Below are 23,889 nucleotides of genomic sequence, written 5' to 3'. Positions count from 1 at the left end.
TTAGCGCTAAAATGGTATCAACATCCATCATGCATTACCTATTATCTCAGCCTTAACACTCTTCATCACTCAAGTCTTCAAAGTACCAGTAACCGAGGTTCACCCACTCAGTCAGCTGCGTAAGCAAATCGGCATCGGCTAACCAGGGGGCTAAGGCGGTTTTATCTAACTGATTGCTATCACACAGGAGTGGGATCACCGCGGCCAATTCGGCAGAGAGCTGATACTTATCACCATTAATATAGACAACGCCTTGTCCCACATTGATATCAAAATACAAACAACGCAGTCCGCCGAGGCGAATAAGCGGCTGCTCATCGAGCCAAGCGAGCACTTCGTCTTGCGTGATGTCCAACGGCTCATCGGGTAAATCGAGGGCGCATTTAGATTGAGTTAAATAGCGGCCCGAAAACTCGCTCACCAGTTCATCGGTTAACATATTAGTCAGTTGCATGCGTAACCTCGCTAAATCGCGATTATCAACACAACCACTGCGCGTTGTCAGCTCGCGGTCTGGATCTTCAATCTGCTGTGTGCCTAAATCTTGCTCAGAAAGATGATCGGCCAAAGCACTTACCATATCTTTGGCGGAAGCTGTACGATAACCTACTGAAAAACTTAAAGACTGTTCTAAGGTTATGCCATCATGGGGGAATCCTGGTGGAATATAAAGGATGTCGCCGGGCAATAACTCAGTATCGATAATCGGTTCAAAAGCTTCTGTGTGCAGCAAAGCGGGATGGGCGGCAAACTCTTTGTGCGGCCCCAGATCGCCTACGCGCCAACGGCGACGTCCCGAGCCTTGGCAAATAAACACATCATACAGATCGATATGCGGTCCCACGCCACCACCAGGAGTGGCAAAACTCACCATCACATCATCTAAACGCCAGCGCGGAATAAAATCAAAACATTGGATCAGGGCTTCTGCATCAGGCACCCAGTTGTTCAAGGCTTGCACGATCAAAGTCCAATCCCGTTCACCGAGATGATCGTAGGAATCAAAAGGGCCAAATTCAGCCTGCCATTGCCCTGCCTGTTGGTACACTCGCCGAGATTCCACCAGCTCATCCATGGCTAACCCAGCTAACTCTTCGGGCGAGATTAAATCTTGAAAATGTTTGAATCCTTGGCGGATAACCAAAGGTTTTTTCTGCCAATATTCTGCTAAAAATTGCGCGGGCGTTAAGCCATTAATATCGAGTTGCATGGGTTGCTCACAAACCAAACTGTTATTCATAGAGGTAAATGCTAACAGGAAGCGAAACCAAGAAAGCTCGACCGGATCAACAAAGCATTAAGTCTTTTATCAGCGTTAATGTGATAGTGAATTTACTAACGTATTGAATTACAATCGGCTTATCTAAAAGCGTTGCGCTGTCAAAGACGGCAATGCTGACACATCATTTATAGAGTTCACGTAAGATCTATGCCTACATCTGCTGCTGCTAACACTTTGGTCGTGCTCGACTTTGAAACCACGGGGCTATCGCCCAATCAAGGGGACCGCGCGATTGAAATCGGAGCTGTGCTGATTGAAAACGGCGTGATCACGCAAAGATTTTCAGAGTTGATGAACCCAGGATTTAGAATAAGTCGTTTTATTGAGGACTACACAGGGATCAGCAATCAAATGCTCAGGGATGCAGCGCCCTGCAATGAAGTGATGGCGCGTTTTGCAGACTTTATCGCCGATCATAACTTAGTCGCCCACAATGCGGCATTTGATCAGCGCTTTTTAGACGCGGAATTTGCTCAAATTCGCCATCGCTATCGAGGGCAATTTGGTTGCTCCTTGCTAGTGGCAAGACGGTTATATCAAGCGGCACCGAATCATCAGTTAGGTACTTTAGTGCGATATAAACAGTTACCAAGCGATGGCACCTTTCACCGCGCCTTAGCCGATGCCGAAATGACTGGCCATTTGTGGCTGGCAATGTTGGCAGACCTTCAGCAAGAGTTCGGTCTCAATACTCCCACATTCGAGTTACTGCAAAAAATCGCCAAGAAAACCAAAGCAGATGTGCCGAAGTTTTTACGTCAATATGCGGTTAAGTGATCCCAAAAAGCAAAAAGCCGATAAATCCAAGGATTATTGGCGATGTATCAATAAGCAAATTAAGTGCTCAACGACTTGCCAGCAAAAAACAGCAAGCTCCTAGCAATAACAGCCCATCTATAACGGCTTAAGCGGCGCACTATCAATGCCACAGGAACTGCGAACCACTAAGGTCGTCGGAATAAGCTGCGCACTCACCTCTTGTCCGCGGATAAGTTTGAGTACACTGTCGACTAAAATTTCACCGGCTAATTGGGTGTTCTGCTTAATGGTCGTTAATGGCGGATTGGCAAAACTCGCCACTGGAATATCATCATATCCCACCACTGCAACTTGTTCTGGGACTGAAATGCCCTTCTCTTTCAGCGCCCGAATCGCGCCAATGGCAATCAGATCGCTAGCAGCAAAAATAGCATCAAACTGTGCGCCTTTGGCCATCAATGCCATAGCCGCATCATAACCAGCACTTTCAGTGCTAATGGCCGACACTTGCTTAGTGTGATCAACTGCAATATTCGCCATTTGCAGCGCTTTCACATGGCCTAAATATCTGTCCCTAAACTCGGGGCTGTGGCTCGAGGCATCGCCTAAAAAGGCAAAAGTTTTACGACCAAGGGAAATCAAGTGCTCTGTTGCAATCAAGCCGCCTTGATGATTATCACAACCAATCGATAGCACTGACTTATTGTTATGCTCAGCACCCCAGATCACAAAGTGAGTATTCTGCGCGAGCAATCGCTCCAACTTTTGCTCGTAGTCCATGTAGTCGCCATAACCGAGCAGAATAATGCCGTCAGCTTTATTACTGTCTTCATAATCGGCGTGCCAATCGCTGGACAATTGCTGAAAAGAAACCAATAAATCATAACCTTGCTGCGCCGTTGCTCGGGTAATGGAACCTAGCATAGAAAGGAAAAAAGGATTGATTAACGAGTCATCGTTGGTGGGGTCTTCACACAATAACAGCGCTAAGGTATGGCTATTTTGGGTGCGAAGATTGCTGGCATTTTTATCGACCTTATAATTCAGCTCTTTTGCAATGGTTTGAATACGTTGGCGAGTTTCTAAATTGACTAACGGGCTGTTTCTAAGGGCACGGGAAACCGTTGACTGGGATACGCCAGCACGATAAGCAATATCAATCGAGGTCGCTTTCGATGCCATAAAGAGGATTTAACCTTAGTTATTATTTTGCGTCGATACTAAAACAGTTCCACCCACTTGTATAGACGAATGCGTTAACATCCGTCTTACATTAGAGACTCTGGTTAAATGCCGAGCTGATCGAGTAAATCATCAGCTTCATTATCAATGGCACGAGTCGCAATGGCGGGTTTATCGGCCATTTTAACCCAAGGCGAAACATTCGAATTTGAGTCGTTATTTCCCCCAATCGAACTGTGCTGCTCTAACAGACTATCGGGATCGAATTCTTCATCGTAGACAAATTCATCTAAGCGAATGAATTCGGTTTTGTCCATGGCAAACTCGAGGTAGAAAATATGGTTATTCTCTGTCCTAAACGACACTCTACGGGCAACCGCATCGTCTAAGTTAGCGTCGATTGATATGGTTAACTCTTTATTAATCGTCAACATTTTTGGCTGGCTTTGGCTGATTGACGTTTGCAATTCTTTAGAAATTTTATTAATAAAATCCCCTAGAATTTGGTTCATCAGTTCGCCCATCACATTACTCACTTCATCTGACGTATGCGAAAACGCGAGCTCAGACTCAGGCATGCCCATGTTCAGCATGTAGCGACGGTAGATTTCAATCGCTGCAGAGGCTGAAAAGTTAATCACCACTAGGCCTGAAAAGCCACCATCAAAAATCGAGAAACAACCGAGATCAGGTTTAAGACGAGTACGCGCAATACTTTGTACCATACCCGCATGGGTAACATTGCTGGCACTGGTGCTAGAAAGGACGTGGGCGACTGAGTGGCATAACTTCAGTAAAATATCATCCGACGTTACGATAGTATTTGTGGTCATAATCGATTCTCAAACTGAATAATGAATTAATCTTGCGCGTAAAAGCGTAAAAAATCAAAATTAAAACAATTGATTAGCCTAATATAGCAAGATGGCAAAATTAACATAATGCTAACTTATTGATATTTAATAGATCAGATAAAACCTTCAACATAAAGCGACTTATAAAACGGCCTAACTTAATAAGAACATGCCCCATAATGCAACAGATTAAAGTTCCCTATCACTATTCCCTGCTTTAGATCAAAGAAACTCATATTTTTTAACGGCTTTAGCTGAATTTATGTCACAGACGATTCAATTGAGATTGATTCGCAGGTATATTGATGCACAATAATAAGCCCTTAAGGAATCCAAATGATCACGTTTTTGCGCCGGTTTACCATTTTGCAACGCTTAATGATGATGCTCCTTATGGCCGCGATAGGGACTGTGTGTTTTGCCAGTTTTTCAATTAAAGAGCAGTACAGTAATTTAATTGAGCAGAAATGGTTGCAGATAGACGGTCAGCTCGCCAGCATGTTAAGCGTGATAGATGTGCACCGTCAGGATGCGCTCAAAGGTAAGTTTAGCGAAGCAGAAGCTAAACAAATCGCCGCGGATTTAATCAATCAAACTCGCTATTCAGGTTCCGGCTACTTCATTGTTATTGATGATAATAATCAAATCCTCGCCCACGGGGATAGCGCAAATCTTATTGGCACCTCAGCATTAACCTTCAAGTTACCTAATGGCACAAACCCCTTAGCCACTATGCTGCCATTAGCGCGTGCTAAATCGAAAACAACCCTCGAATACCCTATCGCCGATCCTATGACCCGCGCGATAGAAGACAAGCTTGCTGAAGCCCGTTACTACCCGCAATGGGGCTGGACAGTCATAACAGGCGCTTATCTTAGCGATGTCAAAGCGAGCTTAAAGTCAGTCATTATCGACTATCTGATTATCATGTTTTTGATTTCAGTGCCGATTTTTGCCTTCTTCCTTGTGCTTAACCATTCCATCACCTCACCATTAAATGATGCTATTGATGCCCTTGAAGATATTGCCCAAGGCGAAGGCGACTTAAGTCAGCGCATTAATGCTCAAGGTAAAGATGAGATTGCCCATCTCGCCCGCGCCTTCAACATGTTCGCCCAAAAAATTGGCGACATGGTCGGCCATTTACAACCTTTAGGCCAAGCATTAGATAAAGATGCAAAACAGCTTTTGATTGCAGTTGAAGAGTCCAATCAGAGTGCTGAACATATCCACAGAGAAACAGGCAGCGTCGCCACAGCCGTCAATCAAATGCTCTCGACCACCCATGAAATGGCGAGCAACACCCAACAAGCGGCCGATGCGGCGAACAGCGTAAAAGAACAAGCGCAGCAAAGCCAAGTCGTGATCGACAACACAGTCAGCAACACAGAAAAACTGGTGGCAGAATTAAAAGCCTCTGAAGTCATCACCCAAAAGCTGGGCGTCGCCTCACAGCAAATCGGTAGCATTCTCGATGTGATCCGCAGCATTGCCGAGCAGACCAACTTGCTCGCCCTCAATGCCGCCATTGAAGCTGCTCGAGCTGGGACCCACGGCCGTGGTTTTGCCGTAGTTGCCGATGAAGTCCGCGCCCTTGCTACTCGCACTCAAGACTCGACCAATGAGATCCAAAAAATCATTAGCGAGATCCAATCCGGTGTAGGCTCAGTGATGAAGAGCAACAATCAAACTCAACTGCAATCCGATGAGCTACAGGCCCAAGCCCACGAAGCAGGTAAAGCCATGGCGGCGATTCTGCAATTGATTGCCCATATCAGTGACATGAACACACAATTAGCCAGCGCCACTGAAGAGCAATCACTGGTGACCGAAGAAATTAATCGAAATATTTGTAATATTTCGGAATTAACCGAAGTCTCAGTAAAAGCTAACGAAAGTAATAGCCATGCAGCTCAGTCACTGCAAGACATTAGCCAAGACATGTCCCGCACCTTAGGCCAGTTTAAAATCTAACTAAAGTGTATGAGAACGGCATGACTTGTCGATTGGGGCGCCATAGGGCGCCCTTTTCTTTGGGTAAACCGTCTGGTAACGCTTGTGAACCGCTATCTCACCAACAATGAATTTCAACGAAAAAATCCCATTAACCACAAATTCTCTGTCACGCTAACGTTTGATATGCGGTATGCTTTAGCCTTAAAAATCCAACCGAGACACTGCCATGCGAATGACCTTAGCCGTTCACCCTGAACAGTACACAATTCATAGCTTTAGCCCGAATGCCGTATTGCCCAGTGAGGTTTTTGCACAGGACATGTATTTCATTGGTAAGACCCAAGAAGGTTTATCTTTAGTCGTTTCCAGTGAAATGGAACTCGACAGCCTAGAGCAAGAACCGGGCTGGTGTTGCTTTGAAGTACTCGGGCCACTGGGATTTTCGATGACAGGCATTTTATCTAAAGTGTCTGGCACCTTAGCGGACGAACAAATCAGTATTTTTGCGATTTCGACCTTTGATACCGATTACATTTTAGTAAAAAATAATCGCCTCAAAAGTGCCATCGCCGCCTTGAAAAAACAGGGCTATCACATCATAGAATCGAAAGACGAAGTGTAATACCCCTTTAAATATGAGCTCATCTACTATGTACGAAAAAACAGTCACCATTACCGCCAAACATGGCATTCACACCCGTCCAGCAGCCTTACTGGTTAAAGAAGCCAAAACCTTTGACTGTGATGTCATGGTCGAATGTAATGGTAAGCAAGCCAGTGCTAAGAGTCTGTTTAAGCTACAAACCTTAGGCTTATATTCTGGCGTCACGGTAAGAGTGTTTGCCGAAGGTGAACAGGCACAGGCCGCGGTTGAGAAAGTCTCTGAGCTGCTCATAACCCTAAGCTAGGCCTTTTCTTACGCTAAAGTGCATTTATCTGCAGGTTTAGCCGACACGCAAAAAACTCGTCTCGACCGTCTTGACATGCTAATGCTTTACATACAAACGCTTTACAAGCTTAGCGTCACTCAACTAGACTCGCTATCGCTAACGGACACTCAGTTCAGTGGTTAATTTAGGAAGGGATATGTCAATAACGGGGATTATAGTGTCATCGGGAATTGCCTTTGGACAGGCACTTCACCTGCTCCACACCGAACATCACCTCGATTATCGCCCTATTCTCCTGTCTAAAATCCCTCAACAACAGGGTAAATTTGCCAAAGCCTTGCAAGAACTACAGGCACAACTGACCCACAGCCAAGCTGCACTCGACAGCGACTCCGAAAATTATCAGTTGATCGAAGCCGACTTATTGTTATTAGAAGACGATGAATTAATCGAGCAAGTGAACGATGCAATTCGCACCTTACAATTGTCGGCAAGTGTGGCGGTTGAACGTATTTTTGCCCATCAGGCCAATGAGTTACAATCCTTAGATGATCCCTATTTAGCCAATAGAGCCCAAGATGTGCGCTGTTTAGGCCAAAGAGTCGTCGCGGCGATAAACGGCCATTTAGCTCAAGGACTCGAAAAACTCGATAGACCCACTATCTTATTAGCGCAGGATTTGACCCCCGCCGAATTTGCCTTACTGCCGCGGGAAAACCTCTGCGGTATTGTACTGAAAACGGGCGGTTTAACGAGCCATACGGCCATTTTAGCCAGAGCAGCCGGTATTCCTGCCATCTTAAGTTGTCAGTTCGACGCAGACTTTATTCCCAACGGTACGCCCTTAGTGCTCGATGCGCTCGCGGGTGAACTTTATGTCAATCCCAATCCAGACCAACAGGCAAGACTCACAGTCACCTTTCACCATGAACAAGCAAGGCGCGCAGCACTTCAAACTTACAAGGATGTCCCAGCGCAAACCCAAGACGGTCATACTGTGGGACTCATGGCAAACGTGGGTAATCTCAACGACATCACCCATGTCAGCGATGTCGGCGCCGATGGAATAGGTTTGTTTCGCACCGAATTTATGTTGATGAACGTCGCCACCCTGCCCGATGAAAAAGCCCAATACAGCTTATATTGCGATGCATTGCACGCCCTAGGCGGTAAAACCTTTACCATCCGTACCTTAGATATAGGTGCAGACAAAGAACTACCCTGTTTATGCCAAGAAATTGAAGATAATCCCGCCTTGGGTCTTCGCGGCATTCGCTACACCTTGGCGCACCCAGAATTATTTAAAACCCAATTGAGGGCCATTTTGCGTGCCGCTAACCATGGCCCGATCCGTTTGATGTTCCCTATGGTCAATCAAGTCGAAGAATTGGATGAGGTGTTTGCACTTATTGCCCAGTGCCAAGATGCCTTGGAAGAAGAAGAGAAAGGCTATGGCGAACTAAGCTACGGTATCGTTGTCGAAACCCCTGCTGCGGTATTCAACCTCAACGCTATGCTGCCAAGACTCGATTTTGTCAGCATTGGCACCAACGATTTAACCCAATATGCAATGGCAGCCGATAGGACAAACCCGCAGCTTACCCGTGACTATCCGTCCCTTTCGCCTGCCATTTTAGCCTTAATTAACATGACAATAACCCAAGCTAAGGCCGCTAATGTTAAAGTTTCTCTGTGCGGTGAACTCGCCAGTTCACCGCAAATTGCGCCACTGTTAATCGGCATGGGGTTGGACGAACTCAGCGTTAACTTAAGCTCACTCTTAGAAGTGAAAGCTGCCATTTGCCAAGGCAGCATCACACAATTTTCGGCATTAGCGCACACAGCATTACAACAAGATAGAATTGCAAGCTTACAGCAGTGTATAACAAGCTATAAATAGAGACATTTATTCGTTATGCTGCATTACAGAACAAAAACAATGACAAAAACAAGCAAAAGAGGCTCTAGATTATGGGATTTTTAAGCCGAATAAGGCGCTTGGTATCGGGCCAGACTCAATTAGCTGGCGGTATCATGGTATATGCCCCCGTTTCCGGGGATATCGTCGCCATTGAAAAAGTCCCCGACGTGGTTTTTGCTGAAAAGATTGTCGGTGATGGCATAGCTATCGCCCCCAAAGGCGAATTAATTCTGGCGCCTATCGACGGCACTATAGGTAAAATTTTTGAGACAAATCATGCGTTCAGTATTGAGTCTCCCCAAGGTTTAGAGCTATTTGTTCACTTTGGTGTAGGTACAGTCGAGCTGAGAGGCAAAGGGTTTAAACGTTTGGCCCAGGAAGGTCAAGAAGTGAAAGTCGGCGATCCGATCCTGTCATTCGATATTGACTACCTTAAAGATCAAGTCGACAGCCTACTCACTCCTGTCGTTTTGGCAAACATGGAAGATGTCAAATACCTCGACAAAGCCCAAGGCAGTGTCACCGCAGGCAAAGACGTGATCTTTACGGTACAGATCTAATTTAACCATTTCGAATCAATCGTTTATCGATTGTTTTCTGAATAATAAAAGGCTGACTCACCATCATGAGCCAGCCTTTTAAGTTTTTGAAAACCAAGCCTATACACGGTATTTGAATTCGCCAAACTGCACCGATACACAGGCTTGAGAGAATCTATTTCGACCATTCTCACGCTAAGCATCACGTTCCCTGCGAATAACGGCTACATGGATCTAGTACATTAATCTGCTTTAAACATGGCAAAATCGGGGCGCGGCAATTTATCTAAAATACTGTACAGATAAATCACCAATACCGAGAGTAAAGCGCCTGTCAAAAACAGCCACTGACCGCCAAAATGATCCAATATGATGCCACCTCCAAGGGGCGAGAGCGCAAATCCTAAGTCATAGAATGAAGCGGCCCCAAAGTAAGCGCCACGAAGATGATCAGGGGCTAAGCGGTCGATATGCACATTCATAGTGGGGAACAAAATAGTCTCGGCGACACTCATCACCACAATCGCACCAATCCAGCCCCAAAATAGATCCAGTGGATTAAATGCCAGCCAGATTTGTGAGCCGATCAGTAATAGCAATCCGATTTGAATCCGTTTGACGAGCGGAAAACGGGCCATGAGTTTCAATAGCAAAAATTGGGTGGAGATAATCACCATAGCATTGGTGAAAATCATGCCAGAAATTAACGTCAGCAAATCAGGCGCACCAGCGCGAGTAAGATATTGGATCAACGAACTGTCCATTTGGGCATAAATGAACATACACAAAATATTGGCAAAAATTAAACATTGCAGCAGTTTATCTTGCAATAGAATGGCGATAATTTGCTTACGGCTCACGACTGCCGCTTTTTTCGTGCTCGCCTCTGCATCAGTAGATAAGCCATTCACACCACGATTAACACCATCACTTGTCATGTCATTTACAAAGTCACTTTCACTGCTACTCGTATCGCCACTTAAATTGTCACTCGATGAGGCGCCAGCCGCCATAGCAGGTTCCTGACGGGTTTGATGGTTAAATCCCCAATATAACAAGGCCAACAATACGGTAAAGGCCACTGCAGTAAGGTAGAAACTGGATTGCTTGCCCGTAAGACCAAGCCATACCCCCAACATAGGGCCAACGGCGCAGCCAACGTTGACGATAAAATACAGCGACTGCATCGCCAATTCGCGTGTCTTAGGATCAGTAATAATGTCGCCAATAGCGGCGGATGTCAGTGGTCGCCACAGTGAGGTGGCCATAGAGCATAGGGTCATCACGACCACATACCCCTCGACAGAATTGGCTTCAGCCAATAACGAAAACGAGATGATATAGAGGATGCCCGTCAGGTACATCAGCTTATGACGACCGATTCTGTCGGACAATGAGCTACCAACAAAGCTCGTGAATACTGAAATAATCACGGCGCAGGACATGACCATGCCGACCTCAGTGGCACTTAGCGCAAATTTCTCATATTAAATAACGGCTAAGAATGGCCACACCATGTAATAACTGCCACAGGTGATAAAAGACCCAAACAAAAATATCCACATCAAGCGCGGAAATTGCTTAAATCGCTGCAATGAAACATCGCTGTGCATCTTAATCCTTTAAAAGCGCATTGACCTCAATGCTTAAATCAAACTGATTTTAATGAAAAAACAATATATACAAGGCACTTAAGTTAAACAAGTGTTAAAAAGTTAAACCAAAGCAAGTCACCAGCGATTATTATCTCTAGAAAATTAACGTTTTATTAATCACCAGATATCAGCAACACATCCCACTTGTGACATGCGACGCACAATGCCACAATGCCAGTAAAATCAATGCTTGCAAGCCAAGCGTCCATCCACACTGGAGCATCATTTTGACCCTCTACGGAATTAAGAATTGCGATACAGTGCGTAAAGCACGTAAATGGATTGAAAATCATCAACTTCCAGTTCATTTCCATGATTTTAGAGATGACGGCCTACGTCAAGAAGACCTCGAATTCTGGTGTAACACCTCAGGCTGGGAAACCGTATTCAATAAGCGCAGCACGAGCTTTCGTGCGCTCAGTGACGCAGATAAAACCGATATCGATCAAGCCAAAGCCATTCAACTTATGCTGGCGCAACCGACACTGATCAAACGCCCCGTCTTAGTCGTCGGTGAACAAGTGCTGATTGGCTTTGATGAAGCCGCCTATAAAAGAGTATTCTCAGTATGATGCCAGCCGACAATTATCCTGTTACAGAACTGACAAAAGCGCTGATCGCCCGCCCTTCGGTGACGCCGCTTGATGAAGGCTGCCAAACCTTAATGGCAGAAAGACTCAGTGCCATCGGCTTTAATATCGAACCTATGGTATTTGAAGACACCACCAATATGTGGGCTCGCCGTGGTAATGAAGGCCCCGTTTTTTGTTTTGCGGGTCACACAGACGTTGTGCCGACAGGCGATGTGAGCCGCTGGCACACGCCGCCTTTTGTGCCCACCATCATTGATGGCTACTTATATGGCCGAGGCGCAGCGGACATGAAAGGCTCACTGGCGGCTATGATCATTGCCACCGAGCGGTTTGTGGCTAAACATCCCGATCATCATGGCTCTATCGCCTTTTTGATCACCAGCGATGAAGAAGGTCCATTCATCAACGGCACGACGCGAGTCATTGATACCTTAGAAGCGCGCAACGAGAAGATCACCTGGGCATTAGTCGGCGAGCCTTCATCGACCCTAAAGCTGGGCGATGTGGTCAAAAATGGTCGCCGCGGCAGCTTAACTGGCAACTTAACCGTGAAAGGCATTCAAGGCCACGTGGCCTATCCACACCTTGCCGATAATCCAATCCACAAAGCCGCGCCTTTCTTGGCCGAGCTAAGTCAAATGCACTGGGATAATGGTAATGAGTTCTTTCCGCCCACCAGCTTCCAAATTGCCAATATTAATGGCGGCACAGGTGCATCAAATGTGATCCCTGGTGCACTGGAAGTAATGTTTAACTTCCGTTACTCCACCGAAGTGACCGCCGAAATCTTGATTGAGCGAGTTGAAACTCTATTGAAAGCCTATGAGCTAGATTACGATATCAGCTGGATTTTCAATGGCCTTCCCTTTTTAACCGGTGATGGCCCGTTATTAGATGCAACTCGTATCGCGATCCGCCAAGTCACAGGTTATGAAACCGATCCGCAAACCACAGGCGGCACATCAGACGGTCGCTTTATCGCGCCAACGGGCGCCAAAGTGTTAGAGCTTGGCCCTGTCAACGCCACCATTCATAAAGTGAATGAATGCGTTAAAGTGGACGACCTTGAGCAGTTAGCCCTGTGTTATGAAGTCATTTTGGAACAATTACTGTGTTAGCACATCTGAAGATCCGTCCCGAAACCGCAAAGCTTTACGGCTTAAGCTCCCCTGAATTGGTGGATTATTTAAGCCCGTATCACCTTAGTTATCATAGCTTTGGGTTAGAGGAGAACACAGCTATCGCCTTTAAGTCTATGGCGGCAAAAGCTGAAGATGCGGGCATAAAACTCGCAATTTGCTCGGCTCATCGTCCCTTTGAACGGCAACTGGCAATTTGGAATGCCAAGGCTAGCGGTAAACGCGCGGTATTGGATGCCAATGAGTTACCGGTCAATATTCAGGGCTTAAGTGACGATGCCATAGTTGACTTGATTTTGCTCTGGTCGGCGTTGCCTGGCGCTTCACGCCACCATTGGGGTACCGATCTCGATGTGTTCGATGCGGCTCAAATTGATGTTAAAACCCTGCGCCTTGTTGAAGCTGAATATGTTCAGGATGGTCCCTGCGCTAAATTGCATGCTTGGCTGGTAGAAAATGCCCATGATTTTGGCTTTTACTTCCCGTTTCAGCAGGGACAAAGTGCGGTAAGTCCTGAACCTTGGCATATCAGCTATTTCCCTGTAGCGCAGTTATTGTTGCCACAATTCGATCGTGCCGAACTGGCAATCCTGTTAGAAAACAGTGATATGTTGCTAAAAGATGCAGTACTCGCCCGATTAGACAGTCTAATAGATGAATACGTGCTGCGTATCGCTCAGCCCTAATCACGAAATACTCGCCAAGGTCAGTCAACACAGGTTAAGCCTAGCGTTATATTGTCAAAATGGGCGCCAAAATGCGGTTTAACACAATGATATATTTGATAAAGTAGGTTTTATGGATTTTTCTTCACACCGTCAGCAGCTTGTTATTGCCGATCGAAAATTAAGTTACCTTGATGTCGGCTCAGGCCCTGTATTGTTGTTTGGGCACAGTTATTTATGGGATAGCGCTATGTGGGCGCCTCAAATTGCCACCTTAAGCGCCCAGTATCGCTGCATAGTGCCTGAACTTTGGGGCCATGGTCAGTCAGATTTACTGCCCAATAACTGCAAAACGCTACTCGATATTGCCGATCAAATGCTTGAGCTAATGGATGCTCTTGAGATAAGTCACTTTAGTGTTGTCGGACAATCTGTCGGTGCTATGTGGGGCGCAGAATTGGTACTGAAAGCTCCAACAAGAGTTAAAACCCTCGTTATGCTCAACAGTTTTATCGGCTTCGAACCCGAAGTCACCCGTGCGAAATATGATGGCATGCTGGATATGATTAGCGCCGCTAAGGCGATCCCTGCGCCGCTGATCAGTGCGATTTCACCTTTATTCTTCGCCAATGATGCCGCAAATAACACTCCCGAACTGGTTACGGGCTTTGAACAGTCCCTTGCCAGTATCACAGCGGAGCAAATCCCCACGATAGTTAAACTTGGACGAATGATTTTTGGTCGTCGCGATACCATGGAATACGCCGAGCAATTGACGCTGCCCTGCCTCATCATGGCTGGCGTGGAAGATAAAGCCCGAAGCGTATTGGAAAGTTACCTGATGAGTGATGCCATTGACGGCAGCCAACTTGTGCATATTCCTGCGGCAGGACACATATCAACTCTCGAACAAGCGGAATTTATTAACCAACATTTAGCCGATTTTCTGGCTAAACATTATTAATCAATCGCTAAATCTACGCTTCAAGGTGCGAAAACTCGCATCTTGAAGATAAGTATTTCTACTTAGCACATGTTACTAAGATGTGCTTATATCAATATTGCTCACCCATACTTAATTCCTATTTTATGGATAAATACATTAGGCTTTACTTTATTAAAGTCTGTTATTGAGCACGCCTCGTTTCATTAAACTCACCTGTGAAACCTCTATTAACAAGTAAAGACCTTGTTTTTGTTCCAAGCGGCTTAAAAAATGTTGCACAAAGGTGAAATCTGCTAATTATCAACTACCTTTATACTGTATTCCCTCAACAAGGTATTCTGCCATGAGAAAAAGTACAGTTGCCCTCTGCGTATTCAGCACACTTTATATGCCGTCTCTTTATGCCGATGTTCAAATAAATGGATTTGCCTCTATTGTCGCGGGCTCGAGTCTAAGTGACGATAAAAGCTATTATGGTTACGATAAAGAACTCGATTTTAATAATGATTCCAAAGTTGCCTTACAATTTACCGCCGATCTTGGTAGTGGCTTAAGAGCTACTGCACAAGTGCTATCCAGAGGCAGTAACGATTATAGCGCTGAATTCGAATGGGCTTATATCTCCTATGACATCAGCGACAAACTTATGCTTATGGCAGGTCGCCAACGTTTTAATCTCTATAAATACTCCGATTATATTGATGTAGGCTATGCCTATCATTGGATCACTCCGCCCCGCGGAGTTTATTCACTGCCATTTAATTCAGGTGAAGGTGTAGGCTTAGTTTATGCCGATTTATGGGGCGATACCGAAGTAGGTTTGACCTATAAATACATTACCACTTCAGTTTCTGACTACTCGCCTACTGGTTCATCAACGCCTCCTGCGCCCTTCTCCGCCGAGGGGCACATAATGAACTTTAACTTTGTAACCTCAGGGTTTGAGTACGGTTTAAATATTGGCATAGTTACCGATTTCTCCTACGAATTACCCGCACTGCTTGGCTTAGGCAATGCAATTTCTCAAACCGGACTCTTTACTCAGCAAGTAGTTGATGATCTTTTACCGATTAATGACAGCGCGTTACTCATTGGCGCGAATGTTAAATATGATGCTGAAAAATGGTTTATTTTGGCCGAATACACACGAATTGATGTCGATCCCAGTAGCTTTAATATTCAAGATTCAGCCTTTGTTTCCGGCGGGATCCGCTATCACGATTTCACCTTCCACTTAACCTACGGTATTGATAAAGGTGAGCCTCAATACGATGCATATGACGCTATGTTACCTGTTTACAATGGTCTGCCACCGGCAAACCAAGCTGCACTCGCACCGCTTGTTTTTGGTACACAAGCGGCGCTTGAAGCACAACAGGAAGACAGCGCCTACTACATCATAGGCACCCGCTGGGATTTCCATCCTTCTGCCGCACTGAAACTAGAGTACACCAACTACAGTAACGACAAACCGTCCTCCGATGAACAGTTGCTGAGTATGGCAATAGACTTAGTTTTTTAAGGAGTTAAGCATGAAACTATTAATAAGTTCTCGGTTGATGATAAAAACCTTAGTCGCCAGTGCGCTTCTATTTGGCAGTGCCTGTGTTCAAGCCGAAATTGCCGTCGTGGTGCACCCTTCTAATACGTCAGAAATTAGCGCTGCGGATATTTCACGGATCTATTTAGGCAAACTCAAGTCTTTCCCCAGTGGTGGCACTGTCGTCGCACTCGATCAACCTGAAGGTACGCCTGCACGTGATGCCTTTGTTAAACAGATCCTTAATAAAACCGAGAGTCAGTTAAAAGCCTATTGGTCAAAACTAGTCTTTTCAGGCCAAGGTCAACCGCCCAAAGTCGTCGACTCCAGCGCTGAAATGCTCGCATTGATTGCCGCCAATCCCAATATGATCGGATTTGTTGACGTCAGCGAAGTAAACGACAGCGTGAAAGTGATCAGTAAGTTCTAACCCATACTGCATCATCCTTGTCCACCTTAATCTGTGGCGGACAAGGTTTACACTCAGCATTAAGCGCGATATAAACAACAAACACATTATCAAATGGTGCTTGAACCCTCAGAGAGGGCTTATCCATTTGCAGTACTATTAAGAAAAAATAATCTCGATTTTTCAATATCCTGATTCAAACCTTAATTGGATAGACCAGCAGAGCCAAATTTGCTGGTATACTCTTGCTAAAAATGTGCTGCTTGCATGAATTAGAGCATGAGAAGACATTTTATATGTCAATAAAACAATAGGTTAAAATGAAACTACTCAAACCTTTATTCGACAATAACCGCCGCTGGGCCGGACGTATACGCCAAGAAAATCCTGATTTTTTTGAACAATTAGCGAAACAGCAACATCCTGAATACCTGTGGATTGGCTGCTCAGATAGTCGCGTTCCCTCAAACCAAATCATTGATCTTATGCCCGGTGAAGTCTTTGTTCACCGTAATATCGCCAACATGGTGATCCATACCGATCTTAACTGCTTATCTGTACTGCAATACGCCGTCGATGTACTCAAGGTGAAGCATATTATGGTGGTGGGTCACTACGGCTGTGGTGGTGTGCGCGCGGCCATGGGTCAGCAACGCTTAGGACTCATCGATAACTGGCTCGGGCATTTACGTGATATCTATCGTATTTATCAGGAAGAATTACAACAGATGGACGAAGCCAAACGTTTTGATCGCCTGTGCGAGCTAAACGTGATTGAGCAGGTTGCTAATGTGACCAGTTCAACCATAGTGCAAGAAGCTTGGGATCGCGGCCAAGAAGTGGCGGTACACGGCTGGATTTACGGCATTGATAACGGTTTACTGACAGATTTAGATGTCACGGTTGACCGTGAACATGGTTTAGCCAATCCACGCTAACGGCCTGAATGTAGGCTTTCAACACCCCGCTGAGTGTCATCAATGCTCAGATAAAACCTGCCACTGTGCAGGTTTTTCTTTTTCCATGACAATTTTCAGCAATAAAACATCGCAAGGGTCTATTACGCCAGTTATAATCCGCCAGTTAATTGCAGGCGACCTATGCGCCACAAATTCTAAGGAGATACCTTCCATGCCCGGTTTTGAATTATTTGGTCCTGAAGAGAAGCAGGAAGTCGCTGACGTTATGGAAAACGGTTTTACCTTCCGTTACAACTTCGACCATATGCGTAATGATCGCTGGAAGACGCGCGATATGGAGCAACTACTGTGCGAGAAGATGAACGTGAAGCATGCTCACCTTTTATCAAGCGGTACTGCTGCGCTGCAAACGGCCATGATGGCTGCAGGCATTGGTGCTGGCGATGAAGTTATCGTGCCACCTTTTACCTTTGTAGCCTCAGTTGAAGCGATTTTTATGGCAGGCGCTATTCCGATTTTTGCCGAAATCGATGAGACATTGTGTTTATCTCCAGAAGGTATCGAAGCCGCGATTACCCCACGCACTAAAGCGATTAACTTAGTGCACATGTGCGGTTCTATGGCGAAGATGGACGAGATCAAAGCTGTCTGTAAAAAACATAACTTACTGATTTTAGAAGATGCTTGCCAAGCCATTGGTGGCAGCTACAAGGGCCAAGCGTTAGGTACTATCGGTGATGTGGGTTGTTACTCATTCGATTCAGTCAAAACCATCACCTGTGGTGAAGGTGGCGCTGTGATCACTAACAACACAGAAATCTACAACAATGCGCACATGTTCTCAGATCACGGCCATGACCATATTGGTAAAGACCGCGGCGCAGAGTCACACCCTATCATTGGCTTGAACTTCCGTATTTCGGAAATGAATGCCGCCTTAGGGTTAGCGCAGTTACGTAAACTCGATACCATTATCGATATTCAACGTAAAAACAAAAAGACCATTAAAGATGCAATGGCCGCGATTCCAGAAGTCACCTTCCGCCAAATCCCAGATCCAGAAGGCGACTCGGCTGGCTTCTTAACCTTTATGTTGCCAACCGAAGCGCGCACGCAAGAAATCAGCAAAAAACTGGCTGAAAACGGCGTTGATGGCTGCTTCTACTGGTATGTAAACAACTGGCATTATTTGAAAAACTGGAAACACATTCAGGAGCTTAAGGCATCTGCTGCGTTGCCAATCACATTAATCGCCGACAGACCTGACTATACTCAAGTTTCTGTGCCTAAATCCGATGCCATTATGAGCCGCACGATTTCTATGCTCATCAAGTTGTCTTGGACCGATGCTCAGATCGCCGAGCGTATCGAAAACATCAAGAAAGCATTTGCCCAATAATTCTACGGGAGTTTGTTGCAATGAGTTTTAAGAATTTTAAAGTAGTTGAAAAAATGATCTTCGGCCGTGGCTCATTCGTCCAACTGGATGAAGTGTTAGCTGCAGAACGTAAAACCGCCGACGACTTCGTGGTGTTTTTAGTCGATGACGTGCATCAAGGCAAAGCCCTTGAGGGCCGCATTCCAGCTAAAGCACAAGACATGGTGATTTGGGTTAACGTTGATGAAGAGCCAAGCACAATTCAAATCGATGCCCTGACTGAACAAGTTCAAGCTTTCAATAGCAAACTGCCAGTGAGCGTCGTCGGTTTAGGTGGCGGTTCAACCATGGACGTGGCTAAAGCGGTATCGCTGATGCTGACAAACCCAGGTGGCTCTGCCATGTACCAAGGTTGGGACTTGATCAAGAACCCAGCGGTACACCACATTGGTATCCCAACGATTTCTGGTACTGGTGCAGAAGCGTCACGCACCGCCGTATTATGTGGTCCAGTACGTAAGCTAGGCCTGAACTCAGATTACACAGTATTCGATCAAATCATCATGGATTCTGAGTTAATCGAAGGCGTGGAAACGGACCAATGGTTCTACACAGGTATGGATTGCTATATCCACTGTGTTGAATCTTTACAAGGTACCTTCTTAAACGAGTTCTCTAAATCCTACGCTGAAAAAGCGATGGATTTATGTCGCCAAGTGTACTTAGACGACCACGTAGAAAAAGACGACAAGCTAATGATGGCGTCTTTCATGGGCGGCATGAGCATAGCTTATAGCCAAGTGGGTGCCTGTCATGCGGTTTCTTACGGTCTGTCCTATATCCTGGGTTACCACCATGGTATCGGCAACTGTATCGCCTTTGACGTGTTAGAAGAATTCTATCCAGAAGGTGTTGAAGAGTTCCGTCTGATGATGAAGAAACATAACATCACGCTGCCGAAGAACATCTGTAAAGATCTGCCAGACGAAACCATAGCAAAAATGGTTGCCGTGACTAAGAGCATGGGTCCACTATGGGCTAACGTTTACGGCGCGGGTTGGGAAGAGAAAGTCACAGATGAAATGTTGACTGCCCTGTTCCGTCGTATCTAAGCTCTAACACATGTTAAAAGGGCTCAATTGTGAGCCCTTTTGTCTATATGCATTGTATATCTACACTGTATATCTTTGATAAAAGTAGGATAATTTGATGAATGTGACTCTGTTAATCCCGGCTCGTTACGGTTCAAGCCGCTTCCCGGGCAAACCCTTAGCCCCGATTAACGGCAAGCCAATGATCCAACACGTGTATGAACGCGCGTCGTTAGCCAAAGGCCTCACCAATATTTACGTTGCTACCGATGATGATCGCATTAAAGCGGCTGTTGAAGGTTTTGGCGGCAAAGTAGTCATGACCAGCCCAGATGCAGCCTCGGGTACAGATCGTATCAATGATGCAATAAACCAACTGGGACTAAAAGATGACGACTTAGTGATCAACCTACAGGGCGATCAACCTCTTATTGACCCAACCTCTATCGAGCAAGTCATCAGCCTCTTCGAGCGTCACCCTGGTGAGTTTGAAATGGCCACCTTAGGCTTTGAAATCGTCAATAAAGCCGAGCTTGACGATCCTATGCATGTGAAGATGGTGTTCGATAACAACAACTACGCCTTGTATTTCTCTCGTTCGCGTATTCCTTTTGGCCGCGATACTCAAGATTACCCCGTTTATAAGCACTTAGGTGTGTATGCTTATACACGCAAATTCGTACAGGCCTTCGCCACCCTACCATTAGGTCGTCTAGAAGATCTGGAAAAACTCGAGCAATTACGTGCATTAGAGTACGGCCATAAGATCAAAATCGCCATTAGCGCCTTTGATTCTATTGAAGTTGATACGCCAGAAGACATTCGTAAATGTGAGCAACGTTTAGCGGTTGATTAATCGCCCGTTAGGTGTGCGCGAGTCAATTCGAAACAGGAGCTGAGTATGTCGACCTTAGAAGTCTGGATCATTATTATTTTGATCGTCGGTGTCATAGCCAGCAATCTTGCTGCGCTGAAGTACAGTGCTAAGTTCAAACTGCCGCAGTTCGGTCAACATGGTAAAGATAAGCAGATAAAGTCAGATACTGCCAAGCCTTCGGCAGCAGACAATGATGACCATGCGGCTTCAAGCAAACCAAGTTCAGCGGACTCAGAACCCAATAAAGCAGATCAAAGCAAAACTGAACCACCTAAGCGCTAAATTCAATGACGGCTTTTAAAGAGTGAGTCTAAAGATGGCTCTTGAACACGTCTTTTAAAGACTGCGCTATAAACACTGAGCAATGACGTTCGCAAACATAGAAAAGGCGCCACAGGCGCCTTTTTTGTCTCTCAAATAACAAGCTAGTCAATGCCACTCATCAGCCTTAGGCTTTTTTCGCTGATGTGCGACTCAATGGCTGCTCCTCAAGGTGCGCCACTAAAAAGACTAAAAAGCGAAACAGGGATTTAATCTTAAGATCATGATTTTTATTGGGCTCAGCCGCGACTAACTTCTGCAGCGATTTGATTCTAGCGTAAGCATTCTCGACTAAAGCGTCGTTCTCTTTACCGACATATTTATTAAACTCGGCAAATTCACCAATAAATTTCAGTGTCACTTTACGGCGATTTAACGCAGTGAGTGCTGCGCCCTCTTTCAGTTTTGCCTCAAAAATACTGCATTCTAAACCGCTGGCGATCGCGCTTTGTGATAAACCGCTGCTTAAGGCATCGGCCAGAAAACCCAAATTGGCTTTTAACTCAAAGGCAATCGCCTGCTTACTGGCGCTTGATTGCTGCCAGCGACTGCGTTCCTTATCAAAAATATCGTATAGCTCTTTCCAAATGCTCATGCGCTTTGCCTACCTTGCACTGAATCGCTCCCTTCGTATATAGCACTCGACTTTTTTGAAATGCTAGCGTTGTTAATACTAACGTTTTTAATACTAGCGACTGAAAGTTATCATAAATTTAAGGTTTTCGGCATAGCGCTATGATAAATAATGGTTTAAAAATGAGTTAAAGCACATTCACACTAAAACTAAAATCTATATAAAAAAATGGCCCGAACGAGTCGGGCCAGAGTGCAAGCCATATTCACTGTGAGAGCCATGTGAAAACTGCCTGAGTGAGAAACAAGCTCAGTGCGAACTCATGACTAACTCACTACTCATCTAATGGCATATAAAGTTAAAGCGCTTGCGATTTTTTCGCGTTATTTTTCTCGGCGGCGAGTCGACGCTGCGCTTCTTTTTTCTCACGGCGCGCTTCAATCACTTGATTTACATCGCTACCGATATGCGCTTCGTTACGGGCTTTTGCCAGATTAACTTGGCGCTCACGCTCAACGAAACGTTTACGCTGCTCGTCAGAAATTTTATCGATACAATGTGGGCAACTGACACCTTGCACATAGGCAGGGCTCTGTTTTTCAGCTTCAGTGATTGGCATACGGCAAGCATTACATTGATCGTATTGGCCTTTCTTCAAGTCATGATTTACCGCAACGCGGTTATCAAATACAAAGCACTCGCCTTCCCACAGGCTTTCTTCCGCTTTGACTTCTTCAAGGTATTTAAGAATACCGCCTTCGAGATGATAGACCTCGTCAAAGCCTTGCTCTCTTAAATAAGCAGTTGATTTCTCACAGCGAATACCGCCAGTACAGAACATGGCGACCTTCTTATGTTTAGCAGGATCAAGATTCTGCTTCACATACTCAGGGAATTCTCTGAAGGTTTCAGTCACAGGATTAATGGCATTTTTGAAAGTGCCGATTTGCACTTCATAGTCGTTACGGGTGTCGACTAAAATCACGTCCGGATCAGAAATCAGCGCATTCCAATCTTGAGGCTTCACATAGGTGCCAACCACTTTAAGTGGGTCTATACCTTCAACGCCCATAGTGACGATTTCGTTTTTCAGCTTGACTTTAGTGCGGTAGAACGGCATTTCATCGTCAAATGACAGCTTGTGAACGATATTATCTAGGCCATTTTGGCTATTAAGCCACACTAATAACGCTTCAATCGCTTCTTGAGTGCCAGCAACTGTGCCATTGATCCCTTCACTTGCGAGGAGCAGAGTGCCTTTGATCTCGGCCTGTTCCATCATAGCAAGCAATGGCGCTCGGATAGATTCAAAATGCGGTAACGACACGAATTTATATAACGCACATACGACAACTTTAGCCATAACACCCTCTTTGCTGGCTGGAACTTAATTTCCAGTGCATAAACAAATCAATCATCTGCAGCCTTGCTGCAGATCCCAAAAATAGCGCGGAATTCTACCTGAGTCACAGCAAGATAAACACAGATAAAATACAGGGTCTTTAATTCTTTACGCACAGTGGTGAGAAAAATCATTCTATGATGGCAATTTAAGCAGAAATCCCAGTATGAAAGCGTTACCATCTGCGCCCTTTGAATATTGCATGATTAGCACGCAACATTCGCATTGGCATACTCGCGTCGTCAATAAGCATGACACGCTGACATCAGCTTTAGTCGCATCAACTTCCATCGCATTAGCGCCGTACAGTAGAGGAAATCCGAATGACGCTAGCCGTCTTATACACCTTCCGCCGTTGCCCCTATGCTATGCGAGCACGTTTGGGACTCTTATTAGCCCAATGCAATGTTGAAGTCCGTGAAATCACCCTTAAAGCCAAACCACCACAAATGCTAGCTGCCTCACCTAAGGGGACTGTGCCGGTATTAGTACTAGCAAACGGTGAGGTGATTGCCGAAAGTCTTGAGATCATGCGCTGGGCACTCACGCAAGCAGACCCCTTAGATCTATTGTGTCAGCAAAATCCTGCTATTGAAGATAAAATGGCACAGCTTATCACACAAAATGATCAACAATTTAAACCATGGCTTGACCGCTATAAATATGCCGACCGTTACCCTGAGCAAACGCAAGCTTATTATTATCAGCAGGCGAGTCATTTCCTCCTGCAACTTGAAACATGCTTAGGGCAACACCCCTTTTTAGTCGCCGATACACCTCGCCTTGCCGACTACGCAATCGTACCTTTTGTACGCCAATTTGCCGCAGTGGATCTTAAACGTGCACTTAGTGATGATTTTCCGCGAGTCGCCGCTTGGCTAAATCGACTTATTTCGAGTGAAATATTTATTCGTGCGATGGAAAAATATGTGATCTGGGACGCTAGCCATTCTCCAATTTGCTTGTTAGGAGACGTGTAAGCCAATAAGATTTAAA

General features: G+C 45.4%; 24 protein-coding genes and 1 pseudogene. 18 read left to right on the top strand and 7 right to left on the bottom strand.

Going from position 1 to position 23,889, the window contains the following annotated elements; genetic code table 11:
* Positions 1 to 52: 52 nt before the first annotated feature.
* Positions 53 to 1,210 (bottom strand): JmjC domain-containing protein, encoded by a 1,158-nt coding sequence (locus tag ACHA99_RS18815; protein ID WP_393944390.1) that lies wholly within the window; start codon positions 1,208 to 1,210, stop codon positions 53 to 55.
* A gap of 219 nt (positions 1,211 to 1,429) precedes the next feature.
* Here ACHA99_RS18815 and ACHA99_RS18810 point away from each other — a divergent pair, with 219 nt between their 5' ends.
* A complete protein-coding gene (locus tag ACHA99_RS18810) occupies positions 1,430 to 2,059 on the top strand; it encodes a PolC-type DNA polymerase III (RefSeq protein ID WP_393944367.1) in 630 nt (209 codons plus the stop codon).
* Positions 2,060 to 2,176: 117 nt separating this feature from the next.
* Here ACHA99_RS18810 and ACHA99_RS18805 read toward each other — a convergent pair whose 3' ends face one another.
* Entirely contained in the window at positions 2,177 to 3,223 is a 1,047-nt protein-coding gene (locus ACHA99_RS18805; protein WP_028760051.1) for a LacI family DNA-binding transcriptional regulator, read from the bottom strand.
* A gap of 104 nt (positions 3,224 to 3,327) precedes the next feature.
* Positions 3,328 to 4,056, bottom strand: coding sequence for a DUF3334 family protein (locus ACHA99_RS18800; RefSeq protein ID WP_028760052.1), 729 nt, complete (start codon positions 4,054 to 4,056; stop codon positions 3,328 to 3,330).
* A gap of 357 nt (positions 4,057 to 4,413) precedes the next feature.
* Between ACHA99_RS18800 and ACHA99_RS18795 the strand changes: the two genes are divergently transcribed.
* From ACHA99_RS18795 to crr, 5 genes are all read left to right on the top strand, one after another.
* Positions 4,414 to 6,051 carry a methyl-accepting chemotaxis protein gene (locus ACHA99_RS18795; protein ID WP_028760053.1) on the top strand — a complete coding sequence of 546 codons (1,638 nt, stop codon included), beginning with the start codon at positions 4,414 to 4,416 and terminating at the stop codon, positions 6,049 to 6,051.
* Positions 6,052 to 6,259: 208 nt separating this feature from the next.
* Positions 6,260 to 6,655, top strand: a complete 396-nt coding sequence (locus ACHA99_RS18790) for an ACT domain-containing protein (RefSeq protein WP_028760054.1) — start codon at positions 6,260 to 6,262, stop codon at positions 6,653 to 6,655.
* A gap of 28 nt (positions 6,656 to 6,683) precedes the next feature.
* Positions 6,684 to 6,941: an HPr family phosphocarrier protein gene (locus tag ACHA99_RS18785; RefSeq protein WP_028760055.1), complete on the top strand. Its 258-nt coding sequence runs from the start codon at positions 6,684 to 6,686 to the stop codon at positions 6,939 to 6,941.
* Between the two features lie 178 nt (positions 6,942 to 7,119).
* A complete protein-coding gene (ptsP, locus tag ACHA99_RS18780; RefSeq protein ID WP_393944363.1) occupies positions 7,120 to 8,823 on the top strand; it encodes a phosphoenolpyruvate--protein phosphotransferase in 1,704 nt (567 codons plus the stop codon).
* A gap of 71 nt (positions 8,824 to 8,894) precedes the next feature.
* Positions 8,895 to 9,404, top strand: a complete 510-nt coding sequence (crr, locus tag ACHA99_RS18775; protein ID WP_106650635.1) for a PTS glucose transporter subunit IIA — start codon at positions 8,895 to 8,897, stop codon at positions 9,402 to 9,404.
* A gap of 221 nt (positions 9,405 to 9,625) precedes the next feature.
* On the opposite strand, the pseudogene ACHA99_RS18770 reads toward crr, so the two are convergent.
* Positions 9,626 to 10,996, bottom strand: a pseudogene (locus ACHA99_RS18770) (MFS transporter).
* A gap of 269 nt (positions 10,997 to 11,265) precedes the next feature.
* On the opposite strand from ACHA99_RS18770, the gene ACHA99_RS18765 reads away from it, so the two are divergent.
* The 11 genes from ACHA99_RS18765 to ACHA99_RS18715 all read left to right on the top strand — a co-directional run bounded on the left by ACHA99_RS18765 (position 11,266) and on the right by ACHA99_RS18715 (position 20,878).
* The gene (locus ACHA99_RS18765; protein WP_263138725.1) at positions 11,266 to 11,610 is read left to right on the top strand and encodes an ArsC family reductase; all 345 of its coding nucleotides are present in this window, start codon (positions 11,266 to 11,268) and stop codon (positions 11,608 to 11,610) included.
* Entirely contained in the window at positions 11,610 to 12,749 is a 1,140-nt protein-coding gene (dapE, locus tag ACHA99_RS18760; RefSeq protein ID WP_173248640.1) for a succinyl-diaminopimelate desuccinylase, read from the top strand. The genes ACHA99_RS18765 and dapE overlap by 1 nt, the downstream gene beginning before the upstream one ends.
* A complete protein-coding gene (locus tag ACHA99_RS18755) occupies positions 12,743 to 13,456 on the top strand; it encodes a M15 family metallopeptidase (protein ID WP_263236298.1) in 714 nt (237 codons plus the stop codon). Before dapE ends, ACHA99_RS18755 begins: the two co-directional genes overlap by 7 nt.
* 112 nt (positions 13,457 to 13,568) lie before the next feature.
* Positions 13,569 to 14,399: an alpha/beta fold hydrolase gene (locus ACHA99_RS18750; RefSeq protein WP_393944360.1), complete on the top strand. Its 831-nt coding sequence runs from the start codon at positions 13,569 to 13,571 to the stop codon at positions 14,397 to 14,399.
* A 325-nt stretch (positions 14,400 to 14,724) separates the two neighbouring features.
* Complete coding sequence (locus ACHA99_RS18745) at positions 14,725 to 15,903, top strand: porin (protein WP_105252605.1); 1,179 nt, start codon at positions 14,725 to 14,727, stop codon at positions 15,901 to 15,903.
* Positions 15,904 to 15,913: 10 nt separating this feature from the next.
* Entirely contained in the window at positions 15,914 to 16,351 is a 438-nt protein-coding gene (locus tag ACHA99_RS18740; RefSeq protein WP_105252606.1) for a phosphate ABC transporter substrate-binding protein, read from the top strand.
* A 299-nt stretch (positions 16,352 to 16,650) separates the two neighbouring features.
* Positions 16,651 to 17,268: a carbonate dehydratase gene (gene can, locus ACHA99_RS18735; RefSeq protein WP_028760064.1), complete on the top strand. Its 618-nt coding sequence runs from the start codon at positions 16,651 to 16,653 to the stop codon at positions 17,266 to 17,268.
* A gap of 193 nt (positions 17,269 to 17,461) precedes the next feature.
* The gene (gene kdnA / locus ACHA99_RS18730) at positions 17,462 to 18,649 is read left to right on the top strand and encodes an 8-amino-3,8-dideoxy-alpha-D-manno-octulosonate transaminase KdnA (RefSeq protein WP_028760065.1); all 1,188 of its coding nucleotides are present in this window, start codon (positions 17,462 to 17,464) and stop codon (positions 18,647 to 18,649) included.
* Positions 18,650 to 18,669: 20 nt separating this feature from the next.
* Positions 18,670 to 19,740: a 3-deoxy-alpha-D-manno-octulosonate 8-oxidase KdnB gene (gene kdnB, locus ACHA99_RS18725; RefSeq protein ID WP_113939602.1), complete on the top strand. Its 1,071-nt coding sequence runs from the start codon at positions 18,670 to 18,672 to the stop codon at positions 19,738 to 19,740.
* Positions 19,741 to 19,837: 97 nt separating this feature from the next.
* Positions 19,838 to 20,575, top strand: coding sequence for an 8-amino-3,8-dideoxy-manno-octulosonate cytidylyltransferase KdsB (gene kdsB / locus ACHA99_RS18720; protein WP_393944356.1), 738 nt, complete (start codon positions 19,838 to 19,840; stop codon positions 20,573 to 20,575).
* A 45-nt stretch (positions 20,576 to 20,620) separates the two neighbouring features.
* Complete coding sequence (locus tag ACHA99_RS18715) at positions 20,621 to 20,878, top strand: DUF2897 family protein (protein ID WP_219254822.1); 258 nt, start codon at positions 20,621 to 20,623, stop codon at positions 20,876 to 20,878.
* A gap of 166 nt (positions 20,879 to 21,044) precedes the next feature.
* On the opposite strand, the gene ACHA99_RS18710 is transcribed toward ACHA99_RS18715, so the two are convergent.
* From ACHA99_RS18710 to ACHA99_RS18700, 3 genes are all read right to left on the bottom strand, one after another.
* The gene (locus ACHA99_RS18710) at positions 21,045 to 21,512 is read right to left on the bottom strand and encodes a hypothetical protein (protein ID WP_105252609.1); all 468 of its coding nucleotides are present in this window, start codon (positions 21,510 to 21,512) and stop codon (positions 21,045 to 21,047) included.
* Positions 21,513 to 21,849: 337 nt separating this feature from the next.
* The gene (locus tag ACHA99_RS18705; RefSeq protein ID WP_393944354.1) at positions 21,850 to 22,854 is read right to left on the bottom strand and encodes a rhodanese-related sulfurtransferase; all 1,005 of its coding nucleotides are present in this window, start codon (positions 22,852 to 22,854) and stop codon (positions 21,850 to 21,852) included.
* Between the two features lie 47 nt (positions 22,855 to 22,901).
* Positions 22,902 to 23,075 (bottom strand): hypothetical protein, encoded by a 174-nt coding sequence (locus tag ACHA99_RS18700; RefSeq protein ID WP_158683081.1) that lies wholly within the window; start codon positions 23,073 to 23,075, stop codon positions 22,902 to 22,904.
* Between the two features lie 141 nt (positions 23,076 to 23,216).
* Here ACHA99_RS18700 and ACHA99_RS18695 point away from each other — a divergent pair, with 141 nt between their 5' ends.
* On the top strand, positions 23,217 to 23,873 hold the full coding sequence (locus tag ACHA99_RS18695; protein ID WP_263178398.1) for a glutathione S-transferase: 657 nt from the start codon (positions 23,217 to 23,219) through the stop codon (positions 23,871 to 23,873).
* Positions 23,874 to 23,889: the final 16 nt, after the last annotated feature.

The sequence above is a fragment of the Shewanella sp. S23-S33 genome (assembly GCF_043359565.1).
In the GTDB taxonomy this organism is placed as follows: Bacteria; Pseudomonadota; Gammaproteobacteria; order Enterobacterales; family Shewanellaceae; genus Shewanella; species Shewanella oncorhynchi.
Note: the sequence above shows the minus strand (reverse complement) of the source record. Positions and strands in the feature narration are given on the sequence as shown.